The 17607-nt window shown below is 52.9% G+C and carries 17 protein-coding genes and 1 tRNA gene; 8 read left to right on the top strand and 10 right to left on the bottom strand.

Translation table 11 applies throughout. From position 1 onward, the window contains the following. Positions 1–6 precede the first annotated feature (6 nt). The 5 genes from grpR to GV764_RS04875 form a co-directional block, all read right to left on the bottom strand. On the bottom strand, positions 7–1158 hold the full coding sequence (gene grpR / locus GV764_RS04895; RefSeq protein ID WP_161659157.1) for a propanediol utilization system methionine adenosyltransferase GrpR: 1152 nt from the start codon (positions 1156–1158) through the stop codon (positions 7–9). Positions 1159–1277: 119 nt separating this feature from the next. Next, entirely contained in the window at positions 1278–2342 is a 1065-nt protein-coding gene (locus GV764_RS04890; protein ID WP_161659156.1) for an AraC family transcriptional regulator, read from the bottom strand. Between the two features lie 17 nt (positions 2343–2359). Next, positions 2360–3589 carry a sensor histidine kinase gene (locus GV764_RS04885; protein WP_161659155.1) on the bottom strand — a complete coding sequence of 410 codons (1230 nt, stop codon included), beginning with the start codon at positions 3587–3589 and terminating at the stop codon, positions 2360–2362. A gap of 416 nt (positions 3590–4005) precedes the next feature. Beyond that, positions 4006–4218, bottom strand: a complete 213-nt coding sequence (locus GV764_RS04880; RefSeq protein ID WP_125293741.1) for a hypothetical protein — start codon at positions 4216–4218, stop codon at positions 4006–4008. 4 nt (positions 4219–4222) lie between these two features. Next, the gene (locus GV764_RS04875) at positions 4223–4522 is read right to left on the bottom strand and encodes a hypothetical protein (protein ID WP_161659154.1); all 300 of its coding nucleotides are present in this window, start codon (positions 4520–4522) and stop codon (positions 4223–4225) included. 289 nt (positions 4523–4811) lie between these two features. Here GV764_RS04875 and GV764_RS04870 point away from each other — a divergent pair, with 289 nt between their 5' ends. From GV764_RS04870 to GV764_RS04855, 4 genes are all read left to right on the top strand, one after another. Beyond that, entirely contained in the window at positions 4812–5123 is a 312-nt protein-coding gene (locus tag GV764_RS04870) for a hypothetical protein (protein ID WP_161659153.1), read from the top strand. A gap of 165 nt (positions 5124–5288) precedes the next feature. Next, positions 5289–6278, top strand: coding sequence for a helix-turn-helix transcriptional regulator (locus GV764_RS04865; RefSeq protein ID WP_161659152.1), 990 nt, complete (start codon positions 5289–5291; stop codon positions 6276–6278). 140 nt (positions 6279–6418) lie between these two features. Continuing rightward, positions 6419–8509 carry a ferrioxamine B receptor FoxA gene (gene foxA, locus GV764_RS04860; protein WP_161659151.1) on the top strand — a complete coding sequence of 697 codons (2091 nt, stop codon included), beginning with the start codon at positions 6419–6421 and terminating at the stop codon, positions 8507–8509. 457 nt (positions 8510–8966) lie between these two features. Next, positions 8967–9290, top strand: coding sequence for a DUF1889 family protein (locus GV764_RS04855; RefSeq protein WP_201743065.1), 324 nt, complete (start codon positions 8967–8969; stop codon positions 9288–9290). A gap of 108 nt (positions 9291–9398) precedes the next feature. On the opposite strand, the gene GV764_RS04850 is transcribed toward GV764_RS04855, so the two are convergent. Beyond that, positions 9399–9474: transfer RNA gene (locus GV764_RS04850), tRNA-Ile, on the bottom strand. A 125-nt stretch (positions 9475–9599) separates the two neighbouring features. Here GV764_RS04850 and mug point away from each other — a divergent pair. Continuing rightward, the gene (gene mug / locus GV764_RS04845) at positions 9600–10106 is read left to right on the top strand and encodes a G/U mismatch-specific DNA glycosylase (protein ID WP_161659149.1); all 507 of its coding nucleotides are present in this window, start codon (positions 9600–9602) and stop codon (positions 10104–10106) included. Positions 10107–10157: 51 nt separating this feature from the next. Here mug and rpoD read toward each other — a convergent pair whose 3' ends face one another. The 3 genes from rpoD to rpsU form a co-directional block, all read right to left on the bottom strand. Then, positions 10158–12005 (bottom strand): RNA polymerase sigma factor RpoD, encoded by a 1848-nt coding sequence (gene rpoD / locus GV764_RS04840; RefSeq protein WP_161659148.1) that lies wholly within the window; start codon positions 12003–12005, stop codon positions 10158–10160. A 153-nt stretch (positions 12006–12158) separates the two neighbouring features. Then, on the bottom strand, positions 12159–13901 hold the full coding sequence (gene dnaG, locus GV764_RS04835) for a DNA primase (protein WP_161659147.1): 1743 nt from the start codon (positions 13899–13901) through the stop codon (positions 12159–12161). A 178-nt stretch (positions 13902–14079) separates the two neighbouring features. After that, on the bottom strand, positions 14080–14295 hold the full coding sequence (rpsU, locus tag GV764_RS04830) for a 30S ribosomal protein S21 (RefSeq protein ID WP_001144069.1): 216 nt from the start codon (positions 14293–14295) through the stop codon (positions 14080–14082). 245 nt (positions 14296–14540) lie between these two features. Here rpsU and tsaD point away from each other — a divergent pair, with 245 nt between their 5' ends. Further along, positions 14541–15554, top strand: a complete 1014-nt coding sequence (gene tsaD, locus GV764_RS04825; protein WP_161659146.1) for a tRNA (adenosine(37)-N6)-threonylcarbamoyltransferase complex transferase subunit TsaD — start codon at positions 14541–14543, stop codon at positions 15552–15554. A 14-nt stretch (positions 15555–15568) separates the two neighbouring features. Here the strand turns inward: tsaD and plsY are convergent, their stop codons facing one another. Next, positions 15569–16186, bottom strand: a complete 618-nt coding sequence (plsY, locus tag GV764_RS04820) for a glycerol-3-phosphate 1-O-acyltransferase PlsY (protein WP_161659145.1) — start codon at positions 16184–16186, stop codon at positions 15569–15571. Between the two features lie 106 nt (positions 16187–16292). On the opposite strand from plsY, the gene folB reads away from it, so the two are divergent. Beyond that, the gene (gene folB / locus GV764_RS04815; RefSeq protein ID WP_161659211.1) at positions 16293–16661 is read left to right on the top strand and encodes a bifunctional dihydroneopterin aldolase/7,8-dihydroneopterin epimerase; all 369 of its coding nucleotides are present in this window, start codon (positions 16293–16295) and stop codon (positions 16659–16661) included. A 113-nt stretch (positions 16662–16774) separates the two neighbouring features. Then, the gene (bacA, locus tag GV764_RS04810) at positions 16775–17593 is read left to right on the top strand and encodes an undecaprenyl-diphosphate phosphatase (RefSeq protein WP_161659144.1); all 819 of its coding nucleotides are present in this window, start codon (positions 16775–16777) and stop codon (positions 17591–17593) included. Positions 17594–17607 lie beyond the last annotated feature (14 nt).

Raw genomic sequence — 17607 nt, 5'->3', positions numbered from 1 at the left:
GTCGGCTTAACGTCCAACGTCTTCGCGTAATTGCGCCGCTTTGTCCGTGGCTTCCCACGGAAAGCTGTCGCGACCAAAGTGGCCATAACAGGCCGTTTTACGATAGCGGGGGACCAGCAGGTCGAGCATGGAAATGATGCCGAACACGCTAAGGTCGAAATGGCGGTTAACGCCTTGCTGCAAGGCCTCAGAGGACACGGTTTGCGTACCGAAGGTATTAATCCTGACGGAAACGGGGCGGGGCAGGCCGATGGCCCATCCCAGCTGGATCTCGCAGCGTGAGGCAAGCCCGGCGGCGACAATATTTTTCGCCACGTAGCGAGCAGCGTAAGCGGCGGAGCGATCGACCTTCGACGGGTCTTTACCGGAAAACGCGCCGCCGCCGTGGCAGGCAGCGCCGCCGTAGGTATCGACAATAATTTTACGGCCCGTGAGACCGCAATCGCCTACCGGCCCGCCAGTCACAAAACTGCCTGCCGGATTCACCAGAACGCGAGTCTGCGGCGTGAGCCAGCGCGACGGCATCACCGGTTTCACGATCTCTTCAATGACCGCTTCCCGTAGCGCGTCCAGTGAAACGTCCGGGCTGTGTTGGGTCGATACCACGACGGTGTCTACCGAATGAACGCGGTTATCCTGATAGCGCAGGGTGACCTGGCTTTTGGCATCGGGGAGTAAAAACGGCAGTCGTCGGGATTTACGCAGCTGTGCCTGGCGCCCCATCAGACGATGGGCGTAAACCAGCGTGGCGGGCATCAGTTCCGGCGTTTCATCACAGGCGTAACCGAAGGTGATGCCCTGATCGCCCGCGCCCAGCTCTTCTATCGAGTGGCCGCGGATGCCGTCAGCAATATCGGCGGACTGTTTGCCGAGGATGTTCAATACGCCGCAGGTATTGCCATCAAACCCCAATCGTGAATGGTCATAGCCAATCTCTTTGATGGTGTTACGGACAATCTGCTCGATATCCACGGCAGCATGGGTAGAGATTTCTCCTGCGACAATAGCGACGCCGGTTTTCACCATGCATTCACAGGCAACCTTGCCCCACGGGTCCTGCAGGAGAATGGCATCCAGAATGGCGTCGGAAATTTGGTCCGCCATTTTATCGGGATGCCCTTCGGCAACGGATTCGGAGGTAAACAGGTAATCGTTCAAAGCGAGGCCACTTGTCTGGAAGGTTTATTCCTATCTTAGGGGGCAACCAGACAAGTGGGCGTAAACTATCTTGCGGGTGTGTTGGACTATTTTGTTTTCATTATCGTGCCAGCGCAAAATCACGCCATCGCCGCGTAATCCCCGGGGCTCACGACTTTCCGATAATCGGAGGGGGCCATGCCGGTCTCTTTTTTAAAGATACGGCAAAAATAATTTGAATCCTGATATGCCAGCTCCAGCGCAATGGTATTCACTTTTAAATCGCTGAACTGCAATAACGATTTGGCGATAGTCATTTTGCGCGTGGCAATATAATTCGAAAACCCGATGCCGGTAATTTTCTTAAAGGCGCGGCTCAGATAGCAGGAGCTGACAAACGATTTTGCCGCCACGTCATCCAGCGTCAGGTTTCTGAGAATATTTTTCTCAATATGGAATTTCGCCCGTTCGATAAAATCGATGTTCCCGGTATAGCTCTTGAAGGCGTAATCAAACAGCTCTTCGCTAATGGTCAGCAGGCTGATCATGATGCGGAAATAGCGGCTTTCCATCACGCCATACTGATTGATGTCTTTGATCAGCGCGGCGACTTTGCGGTTGGTGGGCGCTAATTTTTCCCCTTTCGCAGTCATATAGTGGCTAACGATTTCCAGAAAATCAGTCACGTCTTTGCGCTTATCTTCTTCCATCATATCCACCGGACAGGCGCCGTTGATGGTGTCAAAAATGAAGCTGTGCCACTGGGCGTAATCGCAGTTGTCTATCATGGCAAACACTTTCTGCTTCAGGGCGCGGGATTTTTCATTGTCCCCCTCGTCGAACGCCAGGGTTCTTTTGATGGTGTCAGTCAGAATGCTTTTTTTCACCGGCTTGAGCAGGTAATCATCCACTTTCAGGTTGTACATGCTGCGCACGATATCAAAGTCGTCATTGGCTGTGGTAACGATGACTTTGGTATCACTGTTCTTTTTCTTCAGATATTCAATAACCTGGTTGCCATTCGGCAACGGAATATTAATGTCCACGAAGATCATGTCGATTTGGTTCAGTTGGTCGATCAGTTGAATCGCTTTTTTACCGGTTGAGGCTTCATGGATCACGGCATTCTCCACGCACTGGGAAATAATCCGCCGCAGGGATTCTAATTCGATGGGCTCATCTTCAACGATAACAATGTTAAACATATGTCCTCTTCCTGATATCAGGCTTCCAGCATCGGGAACCGAAGTTTAATGGTTGTGCCCATCCTGGGTTTGTTAGGGCTCATGATTTCCAGGCCATAGCGCTCGCCAAATAACAGCTTCAATCTATTTTTTATGTTGTTAATGCCAATACTGCCTTTTTGCAGGTTTTGGTCGCCTGACAAAATGCGGTTGATGGCATCCGGCGCGATGCCGTCGCCGTTGTCGGTAACTTCGATAATGACGTCCTGCCCGTCATCCGTGGCGCGGATCAGCAAATGGCTACTGCTGTCTCGCGGTTCCACCACGTAGTTGAAGAAGTTTTCCACCAGCGGTTGGAGAATTAAAAACGGGCAGACCACATCCAGATACTTTTCCGGGATATCGCACAGGTAATCGAAGCGGTCGCTCATGCGCACTTTTTGGATCGACATATAGCTGTTGACGTAATTCATTTCATTACGCAGCGTAATCAGACCGCGATTATTTTTACGTAACAAATAGCGCATCATGTCAGAGAAATCGTGCACCATGGTTTCGGTGCGTTGCGCATCTTCCAGAAAAGCTAATCGGCCAATGGTATTTAATACGTTAAATAAAAAGTGGGGGTTTATCTGGTAAGAGAGCGCTTTAAATTCCGCTTCATGTAATGAACGTTCAATCTCTACACGTTTTCTTAATTCATTAGTCAACTCAAGATCTTTTTTACGTAGCTCGCGCTGGATATTATTCGCATGGGCCTGTTCGACCAGATAAGACGATACGTGCAATAACGTCGAGGCGGTAGACTCAAACCGCTCATACGGCATGCGACGTGTATTCTGGTGTAAATTAATTAACCACGGATTCTCTTCCCAGACGTCATTGTTATTCAGAATATAGGGAATGCTTTGTTCTTTCTCTTCTTCAACTTTTACCTGGCCGGAAATAAATGCGCCGAGATAATGATCATTAATCATGATCGGTACGGCAAACTCGACAAAACCGCAGTAGCAGCGATAGACCACAGGTTCACGAGCATGCATTGCGGCACGGCCACCGGCGTTGTCGCTTTCATAACAGTGGTGGGCCAGCGTCGGGTTGAGGCGTGAACGCGCGCAGAAGTCTGAAAACCCGCTGGGCTTAGTGACCGGGACGCCATTCTCATCCACCACCACCAGCGCGATCATCATTGATTTTGAAAAGTTGTCCTGCAGGGTCTGAAGGCGTTTTACATCCAAAAATTCATGTAACTTGTATTTATTCATCATACTTTCAGCCCGCATCTTTACAGCATTATCGCATATTTAAAAATAAACGATCTGGCTCAAAAAAATATTGAAATGGGTCACGTCAATTAAAATAGCCTTAAAAAACCATGTTAATGGCGTATCCTTGATGTTATTTGAATGTAACGGAAAAAGGTATTTATTTGCCTATTGGATTAATCTTAATAACATGCGCACAGTTTAGGTTAGGGATTATTATAATGCGAACCACTAATCAACGGTGATAAAGGGTTGCTAATTTTCTATGATAATGGATATTAAAATAACCATGTCGTGGGATATATTATCGAGCCAGCGATAGCGCGCAATATCTTATTAAGGAATTAACAGGAATCTGTCTCGCAATATTGGCATAAAGGCAATAAAAAAGGCGCTTCTCGCGCCCTGCTAACCTGTCTTTAGCTCCTCTGCACTACCCGGGTGCGTCTGCGCTGCGGCAGTACCGCGCGACGTGGCCCGCCGGGCCAGAATTTCCAGGGCGGCAGCGACGCTCTGGCAGCATGCAGCCCCGCCAGTAGACGCACCGTTCCCGATGACGTTCGAGCATGAGAGCTGGCGGCGTTAATTAACACCACGGTACCGATAATCAGTGCAAGTCCCTGAGATTTCATGGCATTACTCGTCGTTGCGAAACGCCGTCAGGATCTGACGAGCAAAGAGGGCGAAGGCGTAAATCACGGCCATCAGCAGTGCGGAGAATATCAGCGCGCCCAGCGCGGTTTCCGGAAAATCACGGGCAGAAAGTGCAGCCTGAATAAGCCCGTTATTTTTAGGGATAGGGAAGACGACATATAAAAGCAATAACGCACCCACCATCAGCGGATGGCGTGCGATGGCAGCCAGTATTACGCTGATGCGTTTGACCAACACACGCGAAATCAAAGCGGGTTTGCCGCTTTGCTTTGGATGAAACATGGAACCTCTCCAAAACTTCTTAAAGCTGCGAATAAATCCGCAGTAAAAATAGTGCCTGACGGCAGCCGCCCGGGGCTACCCAACGCCAATAAAATACCCGGAATCTGGAAATATTCGAGCAAATACTACCAAAGAATAAAAAGCGGATAAAAGGAGTAGCACGGTATTGGTTGCTGTGGAGCAGCGCCCGCTTGCGCCGCAGCCACGATAATCGCTTTCATCACTACAGATCAGGGAAATTTGGCCGATGATCGGCTAGCGTGAAGCACACATTACTCAGGAGATAATAATGGAATCATTTGAAGGTAAAGCTGTTTTTTATGGAAAAAGCGAAGAGGGAAAATTTACCGATCTGGTTATCAGAGATGGAAGTCTCTCATTTGATTTGGTGCATTATGGCGAAAAATATACGGTTTCCCTGATTAAAAAATCAGGCAGTTTGTATAAAGGTAAGGCAATTCATCACGTTTCCCGTGAAGATATCCCGTTAACGGCGCGAGTGTTAGAAGACAGCGAAACGGGGTTGATAGTGATTTCAGGCACGGAGTGGGGAGAAGGGGGCGCTAACTGGATGTGGTTTGCAGAAATTTCCCCTGTATAACCCTGTCAATCGCGAGAACGACTCTATTGCCTGTTGCCTGTTGCCTGTCAGTAGCCGCCTGCATTGCTTCTGACAGGGGTGTTACTGAGAATAGTTATCACTTAAATTGCCGGGCGCTGCCGGGAATGATAAGGTGCGTCTTCCACTGTTATGGTAGATGCAGGCATGAATGACGCAACGCTAACCCGGCCATATCCACACCAGCCCCCGCAGCAAAAAGTCTTTTTTGTCCGCGACTTTCAGGGGTTCGGCGAACGTTACGGCATCGATTACCGCTTCCCGCTGCTGGCTTCTCCTCATCAGGCCGATGCGCCGGTTTTGCAGGGCGATGTGGAAGAGATCGCCCTCGCCCCAGGCATTTCACTGACCCATTCGGACGTGCAGGTTCTTCAGCCTTACGAAACCTTTTCACGCTACAGCAGCCCGCTGTACACCCTGGTGGTGCTGGAAGGCTGCGTGGTTTTAACCCTTAACGGTCAGGAGTATGTGGTACGCGCCGGAATGGCGTTCAGTTCCAGCCTTTATGAACATCAGACCATGAATGCGCGCCATACGGCGGAATGTAAGCTGAAAACCCTGTCACTGGGCGTGTATCCTGGCGATGCCTGGCGCAATGGAATGCTCGATTCGCTGTTGCGGGAGTGGGAAATGCACGGGCCGTCGACGTTTGTCTGGCAGGTGCCGGGCTTTTTGCTTTCCGGGCTGGTGCATGTTCGCCAGAGCAGGACTCACGGCGTCGCGCGCCAGTTAATGCTGGAGGGCCTGATGCTCCAGCTGTTGGGGCAGGGGTTGAGCGCGCGTCAGGAAAACGCGCAGCGCAATAGTGCGCCGGTGCGTTGTGAACAGCACCGTCTGGAGCGAGTGCGGGAACAGCTGGAGAGCGCGCCGGAGCGCGATTATTCGCTGGCTGAGCTGGCGGCGCAGGCAGCGATGAGCCCCAGCAGTTTGCGCAGCAAGTTCCGCCAGACCTACGGCTGCACGGTATTTGATTATTTACGCGATTGCCGGCTGGCCCTGGCGCGGCGCTATTTGCTGGAAGGTCATAGCGTTCAGCACGCCGCCTGGATCTCGGGCTATCAGCATGCCACCAATTTTTCCACCGCTTTTCGCCGTCGCTATGGCGTCTCGCCCGGCAATATTCGCCCGGGCGGCTAACCCATTTTCTCCCTCTTTGCGAATAACACCGCAACGGTTTGGCAGCGCGCATACGCAATCTGGCGTCGCGCATAGCCGTTTGCGCATCAAAAAAGGTAATAATTCTTATTAACAATTAGAAATGCTTTCTGGAGATGTTCATGTTCGCTAAATCGCGGCTGGCGCTGCTGGTGGGATGGGTTACCGGCAGTCTCACTTTTCCCTTAATGGCGCAGGATACGCAAAAAACCGATACCGTTGTGGTTACGTCACAGCTGCTGAGCGGCGCGACCAAAGTGGCAACGCCGGATATTGAAACGCCGCAGTCGGTATCCATCGTCACGCGCGGGCAGTTTGAAGAGCAGGGCGCAACCAGCGTGCGTCAGGCGGTGAGTTATACGCCGGGCGTTTACAGCAATCAGATTGGCGCGTCGAATCGCTTTGACTATATCGTGCTGCGCGGTTTCTCGGACGGCAGTCTCGATAACGTCTATCTCGACGGCCTGAAGATGATGGGCGATACCAATTCCCACAGTTCGCTGGTGGTCGACCCGTGGTTCCTGGAAAATATTGAAGTAGTGCGCGGCCCGGCCTCTGTGCTGTACGGGCGCTCATCGCCGGGGGGCATTGTGGCGCTGACCTCGCGCAAGCCGTCGTTCGATCCTGGCGGGGAGATTAAACTTTTCGCCGGAAATAATGAGCAACGTGGGGCGATGTTCGACGTTACCGGTCCGCTGGACGACAACGATCGTGTGGCGGTGCGCCTGAGCGGCATGACCCGTTACGCCGATTCCCAGTTCGATCCGCTAAAAGAAGAGCGTTATGCGCTAATGCCAGGCCTGACATGGCGCATTACCGATAATACGCGCCTCGATCTGATGGCCTATCTGCACCGCGATCCAGAGGGCGGCAGCCATTCTGGTTTGCCTTATGACGGTACGGTGGTCCCGCATGACGGCAATAAAATTTCCAACACCTTCTTTGAAGGCGAGGACGATTACGATAAATACGACCGTCGCGAGAACATGGTTGGCTACAACATCGAGCATATGTTCGATAGCGGTTGGTCGGTACGCCAGAAGCTGCGTTATCTGCACACCAAAGTGGAGCTGAACCAGGTTTATGCGGCGGACTGGCTGAATGAAACCGAGCTGAATCGCGGCTATTCCGGTTCTGATGAGAAAATGAACGCCATCACTCTGGATAACCAGATCGACGGCAGTTTCGATACCGGGGCGATTAACCATCGGGTATTGATTGGCATGGATTATCAGGATCGCAGCAACCACACCACCGGCTATTATGGCGCTTTCCCGCCGATTAACGCATTCCATCCGGTGTACGGTGCACAGCCCGATGACATCACTATGTACAGCAAAGAGAAGCACAAGCTGCGCCAGACCGGATATTACCTTCAGGATCAGATGTCGCTTGACCGCTGGCGTCTGACGCTCGGCGGCCGCTACGACCAGGTCAGCGTGTCGAATATCGATAATTTCAACAACACCCGCAGCGATCTGGATAAGAATAACTTCAGCAGCCGCGCGGCGCTGTTGTATCTGTTTGACAGCGGGGTTGCGCCGTATGTGAGCTACTCCACCGCCTTTACGCCAACCAGCTTTGCCGATGAGAATGGCAATATTCTGGAGCCGATGAAGGGCAAACAGTGGGAAGCGGGCGTGAAATATGAGCCGGAAGGGTGGAACAGCCAGTTCAGCGCCTCGGTGTTCCGCATCAATCAGGAAAATATCGCCACCAAAGAGGAGCCAACCGATCCGTATCGCTCCATCGGCGAAATTGAATCCGAGGGCGTGGAGCTGGAAGCGGTAGGGCAGTTGACCGACAGCCTGCGGATGCAGGCGGCGTATACCTACACGGATATCCGTTACAAGAAAAGCAGCCCGGAAGAGCAGGGGAAACGTGCCGTTTACGCGCCGCGCAACATGGCCAGCGCCTGGCTGAGTTATGACGTGAAAACCGGTCCGCTGGACGGATTAACCGTCGGCTCGGGCGTGCGTTATGTTAACGGCGTAACCAGCGATCGCCAGAATACCCATACGCTGCCGTCGTATACCCTGGTGGATATGATGGTGGGTTACGACCTGTCAAAGCTGGGTATAAAGGGTTTGAGCGCGCAGCTTAACGTCAATAATCTGACGGATAAAAGCTATGTGGCCGCCTGTAACTCGCTCTCGTACTGCTACTTTGGCGCTGAACGCAGCATTGCGGGCAGCGTATCCTGGAAATTCTGACCGGAGCCTGAACGCATCCCGGATAAAACGAGCCAGCCGCAGCACAGCGGCTGGCTTTGCCTGCGTAAATCCACATACACTCTCCGTTTTAAATCAAACAGATCAATTACCTGCGTTAAAGGCCTACCCTTTTACCGGTTGCGGGGAAATCCACCTCCACAGGGCGAGGCATCATAGTGGACCCGGAGCGCGGGTTGAGTTTCAGGCTGGGCGTATCTCTACGCTAAAGAACAAGGAGCCAGAGGATTGCCCGCTGGCTCTTTTTTATTTTTGGCAGGAAATGATGATGTCATATCTCAATTCCGGTGCTGACAGGTGGGTTTGCGCGGGGGATTTGCTATGGTGAAAGAGGCTTGAGCTTTTGGCCTGTCAGGGGGGGACGCCCTTTGATATTGCCGTTTATTTTACTTCCCGTTAAAGGCTCATTTATTACGTGGTTAATTTTAAGGATAAGACTATGCCAGCAGTAATTGATAAAGCATTGGACTTCATTAACGGTATGAATACTTCAGCGTCTGTGCCGCATCCTATGGATGAAAGCACAACGAAAGGATTATTGAAGTATTTAAAAGAGTTGGGCGTACCGGCCAGTGTGGCCGACGTGACGGCTCGGGGGGAAAGGGAGGGGTGGAATGCTGGCTTCACGCAAAAAGTGGCGGGATGGGCCGAGAAAATAGCATCCGGCGATCGGGTGATTATTAAAAATCCTGAGTATTTTACTTCTTTTATGCGGGAACAACTCCGGGCGCAGATGTGCGTTGATGAATCACATACAGGTTAATCTGTACGGGCGCTTTCACCCCTCTTCGGGCGTCAGTGATACGAAGCAAACCCAAATCATCCCTAATAACAAAGGGCTTACGTTGTTAACGTAAGCCCTTGTTTTATCTGGTGGCCCCTGTTGGGTTTGAACCAACGACCAAGCGATTATGAGTCGCCTGCTCTAACCACTGAGCTAAGGGGCCGTGGCGCTGGATTATAATGGATGTGCTGTCCTCAATCCAGCCATTACCGCGCGGCTGCTGCTTTTATCGGCAATTTAAACGCGGTTTTTTATACTTTAAGAATCCGTAAGTTATCGGGAGAAAGCATGATTAGCGACATTTTAGCACCAGGGTTAAGAGTTGTGTTTTGCGGGATTAACCCGGGCAAATCGTCTGCCCACACTGGATTCCATTTCGCGCATCCGGGTAACCGATTCTGGAAAGTTATTCATCAGGCTGGGTTTACCGATAAACAGCTACTTCCGCAAGAAGAGCAGCAACTGCTGGACACCCGCTGTGGGATCACCATGCTGGTGGAGCGTCCAACGGTGCAGGCGAATGAGGTCGGGCTGCATGAGTTGCGCACCGGTGGACGCGAGCTTATCCGCAAAATCAATGATTATCAGCCAGCTGCGTTAGCGGTATTAGGTAAAAAGGCCTTTGAGCAGGCATTCAGCCAGCGTGGCGTGAAATGGGGTAAGCAGACGTTAACCATTGGTGAGACGGAAGTATGGGTGCTGCCCAATCCCAGCGGGTTGAATCGCGCATCACTGGATAAACTGGTGGAAGCGTACCGGGAACTGGACGAAGCGCTGGTATTTCGTGGGCTATAACCAGGCATAAAAAAACCCTCGCGAAGAGGGTTTTTAACGTGATGTTTAGAATTAATCGTCCAGGAAGCTACGCAGCACTTCAGAACGGCTCGGGTGGCGCAGTTTACGCAGCGCCTTGGCTTCGATCTGACGGATACGTTCGCGGGTTACGTCAAACTGTTTACCCACTTCTTCCAGCGTATGGTCGGTGTTCATATCGATACCAAAACGCATACGCAGCACTTTTGCTTCACGGGCTGTCAGGCCTGCCAGCACATCGTGCGTGGCGGCACGCAGGCTCTCAGTGGTAGCAGAATCCAGAGGCAGTTCGAGGGTGGTATCCTCAATGAAATCCCCTAAATGCGAATCTTCATCGTCGCCAATCGGCGTTTCCATAGAGATAGGCTCTTTAGCGATTTTCAGCACTTTGCGGATTTTGTCTTCCGGCATCAGCATGCGCTCGGCGAGTTCTTCCGGCGTCGGCTCACGGCCCATTTCCTGCAGCATCTGGCGGGAGATACGGTTGAGTTTGTTGATGGTCTCAATCATATGCACCGGAATACGAATGGTGCGCGCCTGATCCGCGATAGAGCGGGTGATTGCCTGACGGATCCACCATGTAGCATAGGTGGAGAACTTATAACCACGACGGTATTCAAACTTGTCTACCGCTTTCATCAGACCGATATTACCTTCCTGAATCAGATCCAGGAATTGCAGACCGCGGTTGGTGTATTTCTTGGCGATAGAAATCACCAGACGCAGGTTCGCTTCAACCATCTCTTTCTTGGCGCGGCGAGCTTTTGCTTCACCGATAGACATGCGACGGTTGATATCTTTAACCTGCTCGATGGTCAGGCCGGTTTCTTCTTCGATCTGCTGCAGTTTTTGCAGGCTGCGATGCACATCTTCAGCGACGTCTTTCAGCTTTTCAGACCAGGGTTTATTCATGGCCAGCGCAGCGGTGAACCAGGTCTCGCTGGTTTCATTACCGGTAAACAGCGTGATGAAGTTTTTCTTCGGCATTTTGCATTGTTCAACGCACATCTTCATGATGATACGTTCCTGGGTACGCACGCGGTCCATCATGATACGCATGCTGTTAACCAGGTAATCGAACTGCTTCGGCACCAGACGGAACTGCTTGAAGACTTCAGACAGCTTCAGGATCTCTTCCTGCGCGGCTTTATCGCTGCGGCCTTTCGCTTTGATGACAACACGCGCGGCTTCGTACTGGGTGCGAAGTTCGCTGAACTTCTCACGGGCCAGTTCCGGGTCAATGGTGTTGTCGTCATCGCTGCTGTCGTCGGCGTCGTCATCTTCGTCTTCATCTTCATCATCTTCCAGCTCTTCGCTGGACAGTTCTGAGCCCACGTGGGTCGCGGTCGGCGCGAGATCTTCTTCCGCGTTCGGGTCGACAAAACCGGTGATCAAGTCAGACAGGCGAGCTTCGCCCGCTTCAACGCGATCGTACTGCTCCAGCAGATAGGTGATGGCTTCCGGATACTCGGCAACCGAACACTGGACCTGGTTGATCCCGTCTTCAATGCGTTTAGCGATGTCGATTTCGCCTTCGCGGGTCAACAGTTCAACAGTACCCATTTCACGCATGTACATACGAACCGGGTCGGTGGTGCGCCCGATTTCAGACTCAACGCTGGACAGTACCTGGGCAGCAGCTTCTTCTGCATCTTCATCAGTGCTGTTTGAGTTTTCAGCAAGCAGCAGATCATCGGCGTCCGGTGCTTCTTCCATCACCTGGATGCCCATGTCGTTGATCATTTGGATGATGTCTTCGATCTGATCGGAGTCGACGATATCTTCCGGCAGATGGTCATTGACCTCGGCATAGGTCAGATAGCCTTGCTCCTTACCACGAGTGACGAGAAGCTTCAGCTGTGACTGCGGGTTTTGCTCCATAAGACGGTATCCACACTTATTTCATGAGGGTTGTGTCGGCAGGCGTGACCGCCAACAATAACGAGCGAGGGCTGATTTATTTTCATGCCGCAGCACCTCTTTGCGGCCTTCGGGGGTCCACCCGAACGATAATCGGCAGTTAAGCCGCGGAATTCATTTTTTTGCCAGTTCCTGGTTCAATCTCCAGAGTTCCCGGCGTTCTTCGCTGCTTAAACCGTGCGTGCGCTCGCGAGCTATCAGCTCTTCCTGGCGCTGTTCAAGCATCGAATCAAACATATGATTGAGTGAGTCGGTGAACGTTTTTTCTGCGATGTCTTTATCTGCTATATCGTCCCACATCGACAGTTTTTCAAGGGTGGCGGACTCTTTTGTACCGCGATATTGCTCTAAAAGCTGGCCGGTGGTCAGACCTGGCTGTGACAAACAAGTGTTGACCAGTTCGGCAAATAAGCCAAGTCCAGGCAGTTTGTCTTTATCCAGCGCATCCAGCGGCGGCACCTGCGGCGCAAGCTCAGGGTTCTGCAACAGCAGTCCTATCAGTATACGCATGGTTGTGCGTTTTAGCGTTGGCGCGGCACGTACCGCAGCGTCAGCCTGCTTCGGCATCAGGCGCTCCAGCGCGCTGTCATCAAGGATACCGAGCTTTTTTCCTAATTCCTGGCGCAGATAGATTCGCAGCGTCTCGCCGGGCACCTGAGTGATCAGCGGCAGCGCCAGCGTGCTTAACTGCGCACGGCCATCTGGCGTACTCAAATCCACCTGCGGCATCAGGCTGTTAAACAAGAAGGTTGAGAGCGGCTGGGCCTGCTCCATGCGCGCTTCAAACGCGTCCTTACCTTCTTTGCGCACCAGCGTATCCGGGTCTTCGCCGTCCGGCAGAAACATAAAGCGCAACTGCCGACCATCGGTCATATAAGGCAGCGCCGTTTCCAGCGCGCGCCACGCCGCGTCCCGTCCGGCCCGGTCGCCGTCATAACAGCAAATGACGTTGTTGGTCACCCGAAACAGCAGCTGAATATGGTCAGCTGTGGTCGAGGTGCCTAACGACGCGACCGCATAGTTGATGTCGTATTGCGCCAGCGCAACCACATCCATATAGCCTTCGACCACCAGCAGGCGCGCCGGTTCAGGGCTGCTCTGCTGCGCTTCATACAGGCCATACAGCTGGCGACCTTTATGGAAAATGTCGGTTTCCGGCGAGTTCAAATACTTAGGCTGGCCGTCGCCCAGTACACGACCGCCAAAACCAATCACCCGGCCCCGTTTATCACGGATCGGGAACATGACCCGTTCGCGGAAACGGTCGTAACTGCGGCCGCGATCGTTGGTGACCAACATACCGGCGTCAATCAGCGACTGACGGTTTTCCTCGTTGCCGCCGAAGCGCTTGAGCACGTTGTCCCAACCGGCAGGCGCATAACCGATAGCGAAGCGCGAAATGACATCGGCGCTTAAACCGCGTCGGGAAAGATATTCACGCGCGTCACTGGCATTCGATTGCGTCAGGGATTGTTGATAAAACGTACTCAGGCCATCCAGCAGTTGATACAAATTCTGCCGCTGATGGCGTTCGATCTGGCTCGGCCCGGTTCCCGCCTCGTAAGGCACGTCCAGGTTATGCATCGCCGCCAGCTCTTCAACGGTTTCGACGAATTCGAGCTTGTCGTAATTCATCAAAAAGTCGATGGCATTACCGTGCGCACCACAGCCAAAGCAATGGTAGAACTGCTTTTCGCCGTTTACGGTAAATGAAGGCGTTTTTTCATTATGGAACGGACAGCACGCGTGGTAATTTTTGCCCTGTTTCTTGAGCTTTACCCGCGCGTCAACGAGGTCGACGATATCGGTACGAGCCAGCAGGTCATTAATAAAGACACGTGGGATTCGTCCAGCCATAAGCCCCATTTACCCGTTAACTTTCTGCTAACCATAAACGCAATCGCAAGACGGCGAAGCGGGGGCAAAAAGCGTAGGGATGTCAGTTCATAAACGAAAATAAGCCGCGCATTCCTTTCGGAAGCACGGCCTTTACAACTACAACTCGGTCTGAAAGGAGGGGAGTCCCCTCCAGAGATTAGTACAGACGAGTACGGCGTGCGTTTTCGCGAGCCAGTTTCTTCGCGTGACGTTTCACAGCAGAAGCTTTGGCGCGTTTACGTTCGGTAGTCGGTTTTTCATAGAACTCACGACGACGAACTTCCGCCAGAACACCTGCTTTTTCACAGGAACGTTTGAAGCGACGCAGTGCTACGTCGAACGGCTCGTTTTCACGTACTTTAATTACCGGCATGTGCCTCTCACCTTTGATTAAATCGGTTTGCTGCTGGCATCAACGCCAGCTTAATTCAAAATGGTGCGGAATTTTACTGCAACTGCTGATGCTTTGTAAAGCAACAGGAGGAACAAAAACCGCTTTTCGGTGGCATTCTTACAGGGGCGGGGATTATACACTATCCCGCAGGCCGATGAGCAATGTTTTACAATGGCGACCTCTGCGCATACACTGCGGCGCAGGCAAAAGAGGTAAAAATAAGCATGCGTGTATTGGGTATTGAAACATCCTGCGATGAGACCGGCATCGCTATTTACGACGATGAAAAGGGGCTATTGGCTAACGAGCTGTATAGCCAGGTAAAACTGCACGCGGATTACGGCGGCGTGGTGCCAGAACTGGCGTCCCGCGATCACGTCCGTAAAACCGTGCCCCTGATTCAGGAAGCGATGAAAAACGCCGGGCTTAACGCCAGCGATATCGATGCGGTGGCCTATACCGCAGGCCCTGGCCTGGTCGGCGCGCTGCTGGTCGGCGCAACTGTCGGGCGCGCGCTGGCCTTTGCCTGGAACGTGCCTGCGGTGCCGGTGCATCATATGGAAGGGCATCTGCTGGCTCCGATGCTGGAAGAGAATCCACCTGAATTCCCGTTTGTCGCGCTGCTGGTCTCCGGCGGTCATACCCAGCTGATTTCCGTTACCGGCATCGGCGCATACCAATTGCTGGGCGAGTCCATTGACGACGCCGCTGGCGAAGCCTTTGATAAAACAGCCAAATTGCTGGGCCTGGATTATCCCGGCGGCCCGATGCTGTCGAAACTGGCCGCCAACGGCACTCCCGGGCGCTTTACCTTCCCGCGACCGATGACCGACCGTCCGGGTCTGGACTTCAGCTTCTCGGGCCTGAAAACCTTTGCCGCCAACACGATTCGCGATAATGCGCCCGATCTGCAAACCCATGCAGATATCGCCCGCGCGTTTGAAGATGCCGTCGTGGATACGCTGATGATCAAATGCCGCCGCGCGCTGGAGCAAACCGGCTTTAAGCGCCTGGTGATGGCGGGTGGCGTAAGCGCTAACCGCACGCTGCGCGCCAGACTGGCTGAGATGATGAAAAAACGCGGCGGCGAAGTGTTCTACGCCCGCCCCGAGTTTTGCACTGATAACGGCGCGATGATTGCTTATGCGGGCATGGTACGTTTAAAAGCGGGGGGCGACACCGATTTACGCGTTTCGGTACGTCCGCGCTGGCCGCTGGCGGAGCTGCCAGCCGCCTGACAGCAAAGAAGAGCTTAGCGCTCTTCTTTTTTTTGCTTTCTTTTCAGCTTTTGCCAGATTTTGGTTTCCTGCCCGCGCCATAAGCGCTGAATATTGTCGTGATGACGCAGCAAAATCAGGCAGGAGAGCATAGAAACCGGGAAGGTAAACTGGGGCTTAAACCACCAGACGTAAAACGGGGCGATTAACGCGCTAACGATCGCACCGACAGAGGAGTATCCGCTAAGCAACACGCTCAGCAGCCAGGTACCCGCCATTACCCCGGTAAGGTCCCAGCCGATAGGGGCGATCGCGCCAAAAGCCGTGGCGACGCCTTTGCCGCCGCGAAAGCCAAAGAATACCGGCCAGATATGGCCCAGGCAGGCGGCAATGGCGACTAAGCCTAACCAGAACGGAGAGAGACCCAGCGCGTAGGCGCCCCAGACGGGCAGCATGCCTTTCAGCACGTCGAAAATCAGTACCGCTACGGCTGCTCCCTTGCCACCTATGCGTAAGACGTTGGTTGCCCCGGGATTACCGGAGCCGCTGTCGCGCGGATCGGGCAAACCTGCGATACGGCAGACCAAAATGGCGCTGGAAATTGAGCCGCAAAGGTACGCAAGGAGGATCATTCCAGGCGCGATTGCACTCATAACGCTGTTCCGTTTTGAAAATGTCGTTTTATTCTCTGCATCTGTGGATAATACGCATAATTTGCCGGAAGTGGTATCCGGGCGCGCTAAAAACAGGCAGGTGATGATGGATATAGTATTTATAGAGCAACTTTCGATAATCACCACTATTGGTGTTTACGACTGGGAGCAAACCATCGAACAGAAGTTAATGTTCGATATCGAAATGGCGTGGGACAACCGTCCGGCGGGAAAAAGCGACGACGTGGCGGATTGCCTGAGCTATGCCGACGTCAGCGAGGCCATCATCAGCCACGTTCAGGGCGGTAAATTTGCGCTGGTGGAACGCGTGGCGGAAGAGGTGGCGGAGCTGCTGCTTACCCGCTTCAACACGCCGTGGGTGAAAATCAAAATCAGCAAACCCGGCGCGGTGGCGCAGGCGGCTAATGTGGGCGTTATCATTCAGCGTGGCCATAATCCTAATCAAATCATTTAAGTTAATAATTTTTAAACCTAACGCAGCTCTATCTGTCTTATAGCTCGGGCTTTTACGGCAAGCGCATTGCGCCCGCCGTTTTTTTTGATTTTTTTGGGGTACGAGGACAATTCATGGGCGATTTGCATTCGCTGGTTATTGCGGCGATTCTCGGCGTCGTTGAAGGCTTAACCGAGTTTCTGCCGGTTTCCAGCACCGGGCATATGATTATCGTGGGCCATCTTCTGGGCTTTGAAGGGGAAACGGCCAAGACGTTTGAAGTGGTCATACAGCTGGGGTCGATCCTGGCGGTTGTGGTGATGTTCTGGCGCCGCCTGTTCAGCCTGATCGGCATCCATTTTGGCCGTGCGCCTCACGAGGGGATGGGCCGGGGCCGTCTGTCATTGATCCACATTTTGCTGGGCATGATACCGGCGGTAGTGCTGGGACTGGTGTTTCACGATCTGATTAAATCGCTGTTTAACCCGATCAACGTGATGTACGCGCTGGTCGTTGGCGGGGTGTTGCTGATTGCGGCGGAACTCTTTAAGCCCAAAGAGCCGCGTGCCCCCGGTCTGGATGATATGACCTACCGCCAGGCGTTTGCCATTGGCTGTTTCCAGTGTCTGGCGCTGTGGCCGGGCTTTTCGCGTTCCGGCGCAACCATCTCCGGCGGGATGCTGGTGGGCGTCAGCCGTTACGCAGCATCGGAATTCTCATTCATACTGGCGGTGCCGATGATGATGGGCGCGACGGCGCTCGATCTGTATAAAAGTTTTCACTTCCTGACCGCCGCCGATATTCCTATGTTCGCCGTAGGGTTTGTCACCGCGTTTTTGGTGGCGCTGGTGGCCATTAAAACCTTCCTGCAAATTATCAAACGGATTTCGTTCATCCCGTTCGCCATCTACCGGTTTATCGTCGCGGCGGCAGTGTACGTGGTCTTTATGTGATACTACGCCCCCGG

The sequence above is a fragment of the Atlantibacter hermannii genome, assembly GCF_009907385.1.
GTDB lineage: Bacteria > Pseudomonadota > Gammaproteobacteria > Enterobacterales > Enterobacteriaceae > Atlantibacter > Atlantibacter hermannii_A.
This window is presented reverse-complemented; position numbering and strand designations above follow the sequence as displayed.

Bases quoted from the DNA above. Each gene is read 5' to 3' on its own strand.
- GV764_RS04890 (WP_161659156.1), bottom strand. From the start codon at position 2,342: ATGTTTAACATTGTTATCGTTGAAGATGAGCCCATCGAATTAGAATCC.
- GV764_RS04885 (WP_161659155.1), bottom strand. From the start codon at position 3,589: ATGATGAATAAATACAAGTTACATGAATTTTTGGATGTAAAACGCCTT.
- GV764_RS04880 (WP_125293741.1), bottom strand. From the start codon at position 4,218: ATGAAATCTCAGGGACTTGCACTGATTATCGGTACCGTGGTGTTAATT.
- GV764_RS04875 (WP_161659154.1), bottom strand. From the start codon at position 4,522: ATGTTTCATCCAAAGCAAAGCGGCAAACCCGCTTTGATTTCGCGTGTG.
- GV764_RS04870 (WP_161659153.1), top strand. From the start codon at position 4,812: ATGGAATCATTTGAAGGTAAAGCTGTTTTTTATGGAAAAAGCGAAGAG.
- GV764_RS04865 (WP_161659152.1), top strand. From the start codon at position 5,289: ATGAATGACGCAACGCTAACCCGGCCATATCCACACCAGCCCCCGCAG.
- foxA (WP_161659151.1), top strand. From the start codon at position 6,419: ATGTTCGCTAAATCGCGGCTGGCGCTGCTGGTGGGATGGGTTACCGGC.
- GV764_RS04855 (WP_201743065.1), top strand. From the start codon at position 8,967: ATGCCAGCAGTAATTGATAAAGCATTGGACTTCATTAACGGTATGAAT.
- mug (WP_161659149.1), top strand. From the start codon at position 9,600: ATGATTAGCGACATTTTAGCACCAGGGTTAAGAGTTGTGTTTTGCGGG.
- rpoD (WP_161659148.1), bottom strand. From the start codon at position 12,005: ATGGAGCAAAACCCGCAGTCACAGCTGAAGCTTCTCGTCACTCGTGGT.
- dnaG (WP_161659147.1), bottom strand. From the start codon at position 13,901: ATGGCTGGACGAATCCCACGTGTCTTTATTAATGACCTGCTGGCTCGT.
- rpsU (WP_001144069.1), bottom strand. From the start codon at position 14,295: ATGCCGGTAATTAAAGTACGTGAAAACGAGCCGTTCGACGTAGCACTG.
- tsaD (WP_161659146.1), top strand. From the start codon at position 14,541: ATGCGTGTATTGGGTATTGAAACATCCTGCGATGAGACCGGCATCGCT.
- plsY (WP_161659145.1), bottom strand. From the start codon at position 16,186: ATGAGTGCAATCGCGCCTGGAATGATCCTCCTTGCGTACCTTTGCGGC.
- folB (WP_161659211.1), top strand. From the start codon at position 16,293: ATGGATATAGTATTTATAGAGCAACTTTCGATAATCACCACTATTGGT.
- bacA (WP_161659144.1), top strand. From the start codon at position 16,775: ATGGGCGATTTGCATTCGCTGGTTATTGCGGCGATTCTCGGCGTCGTT.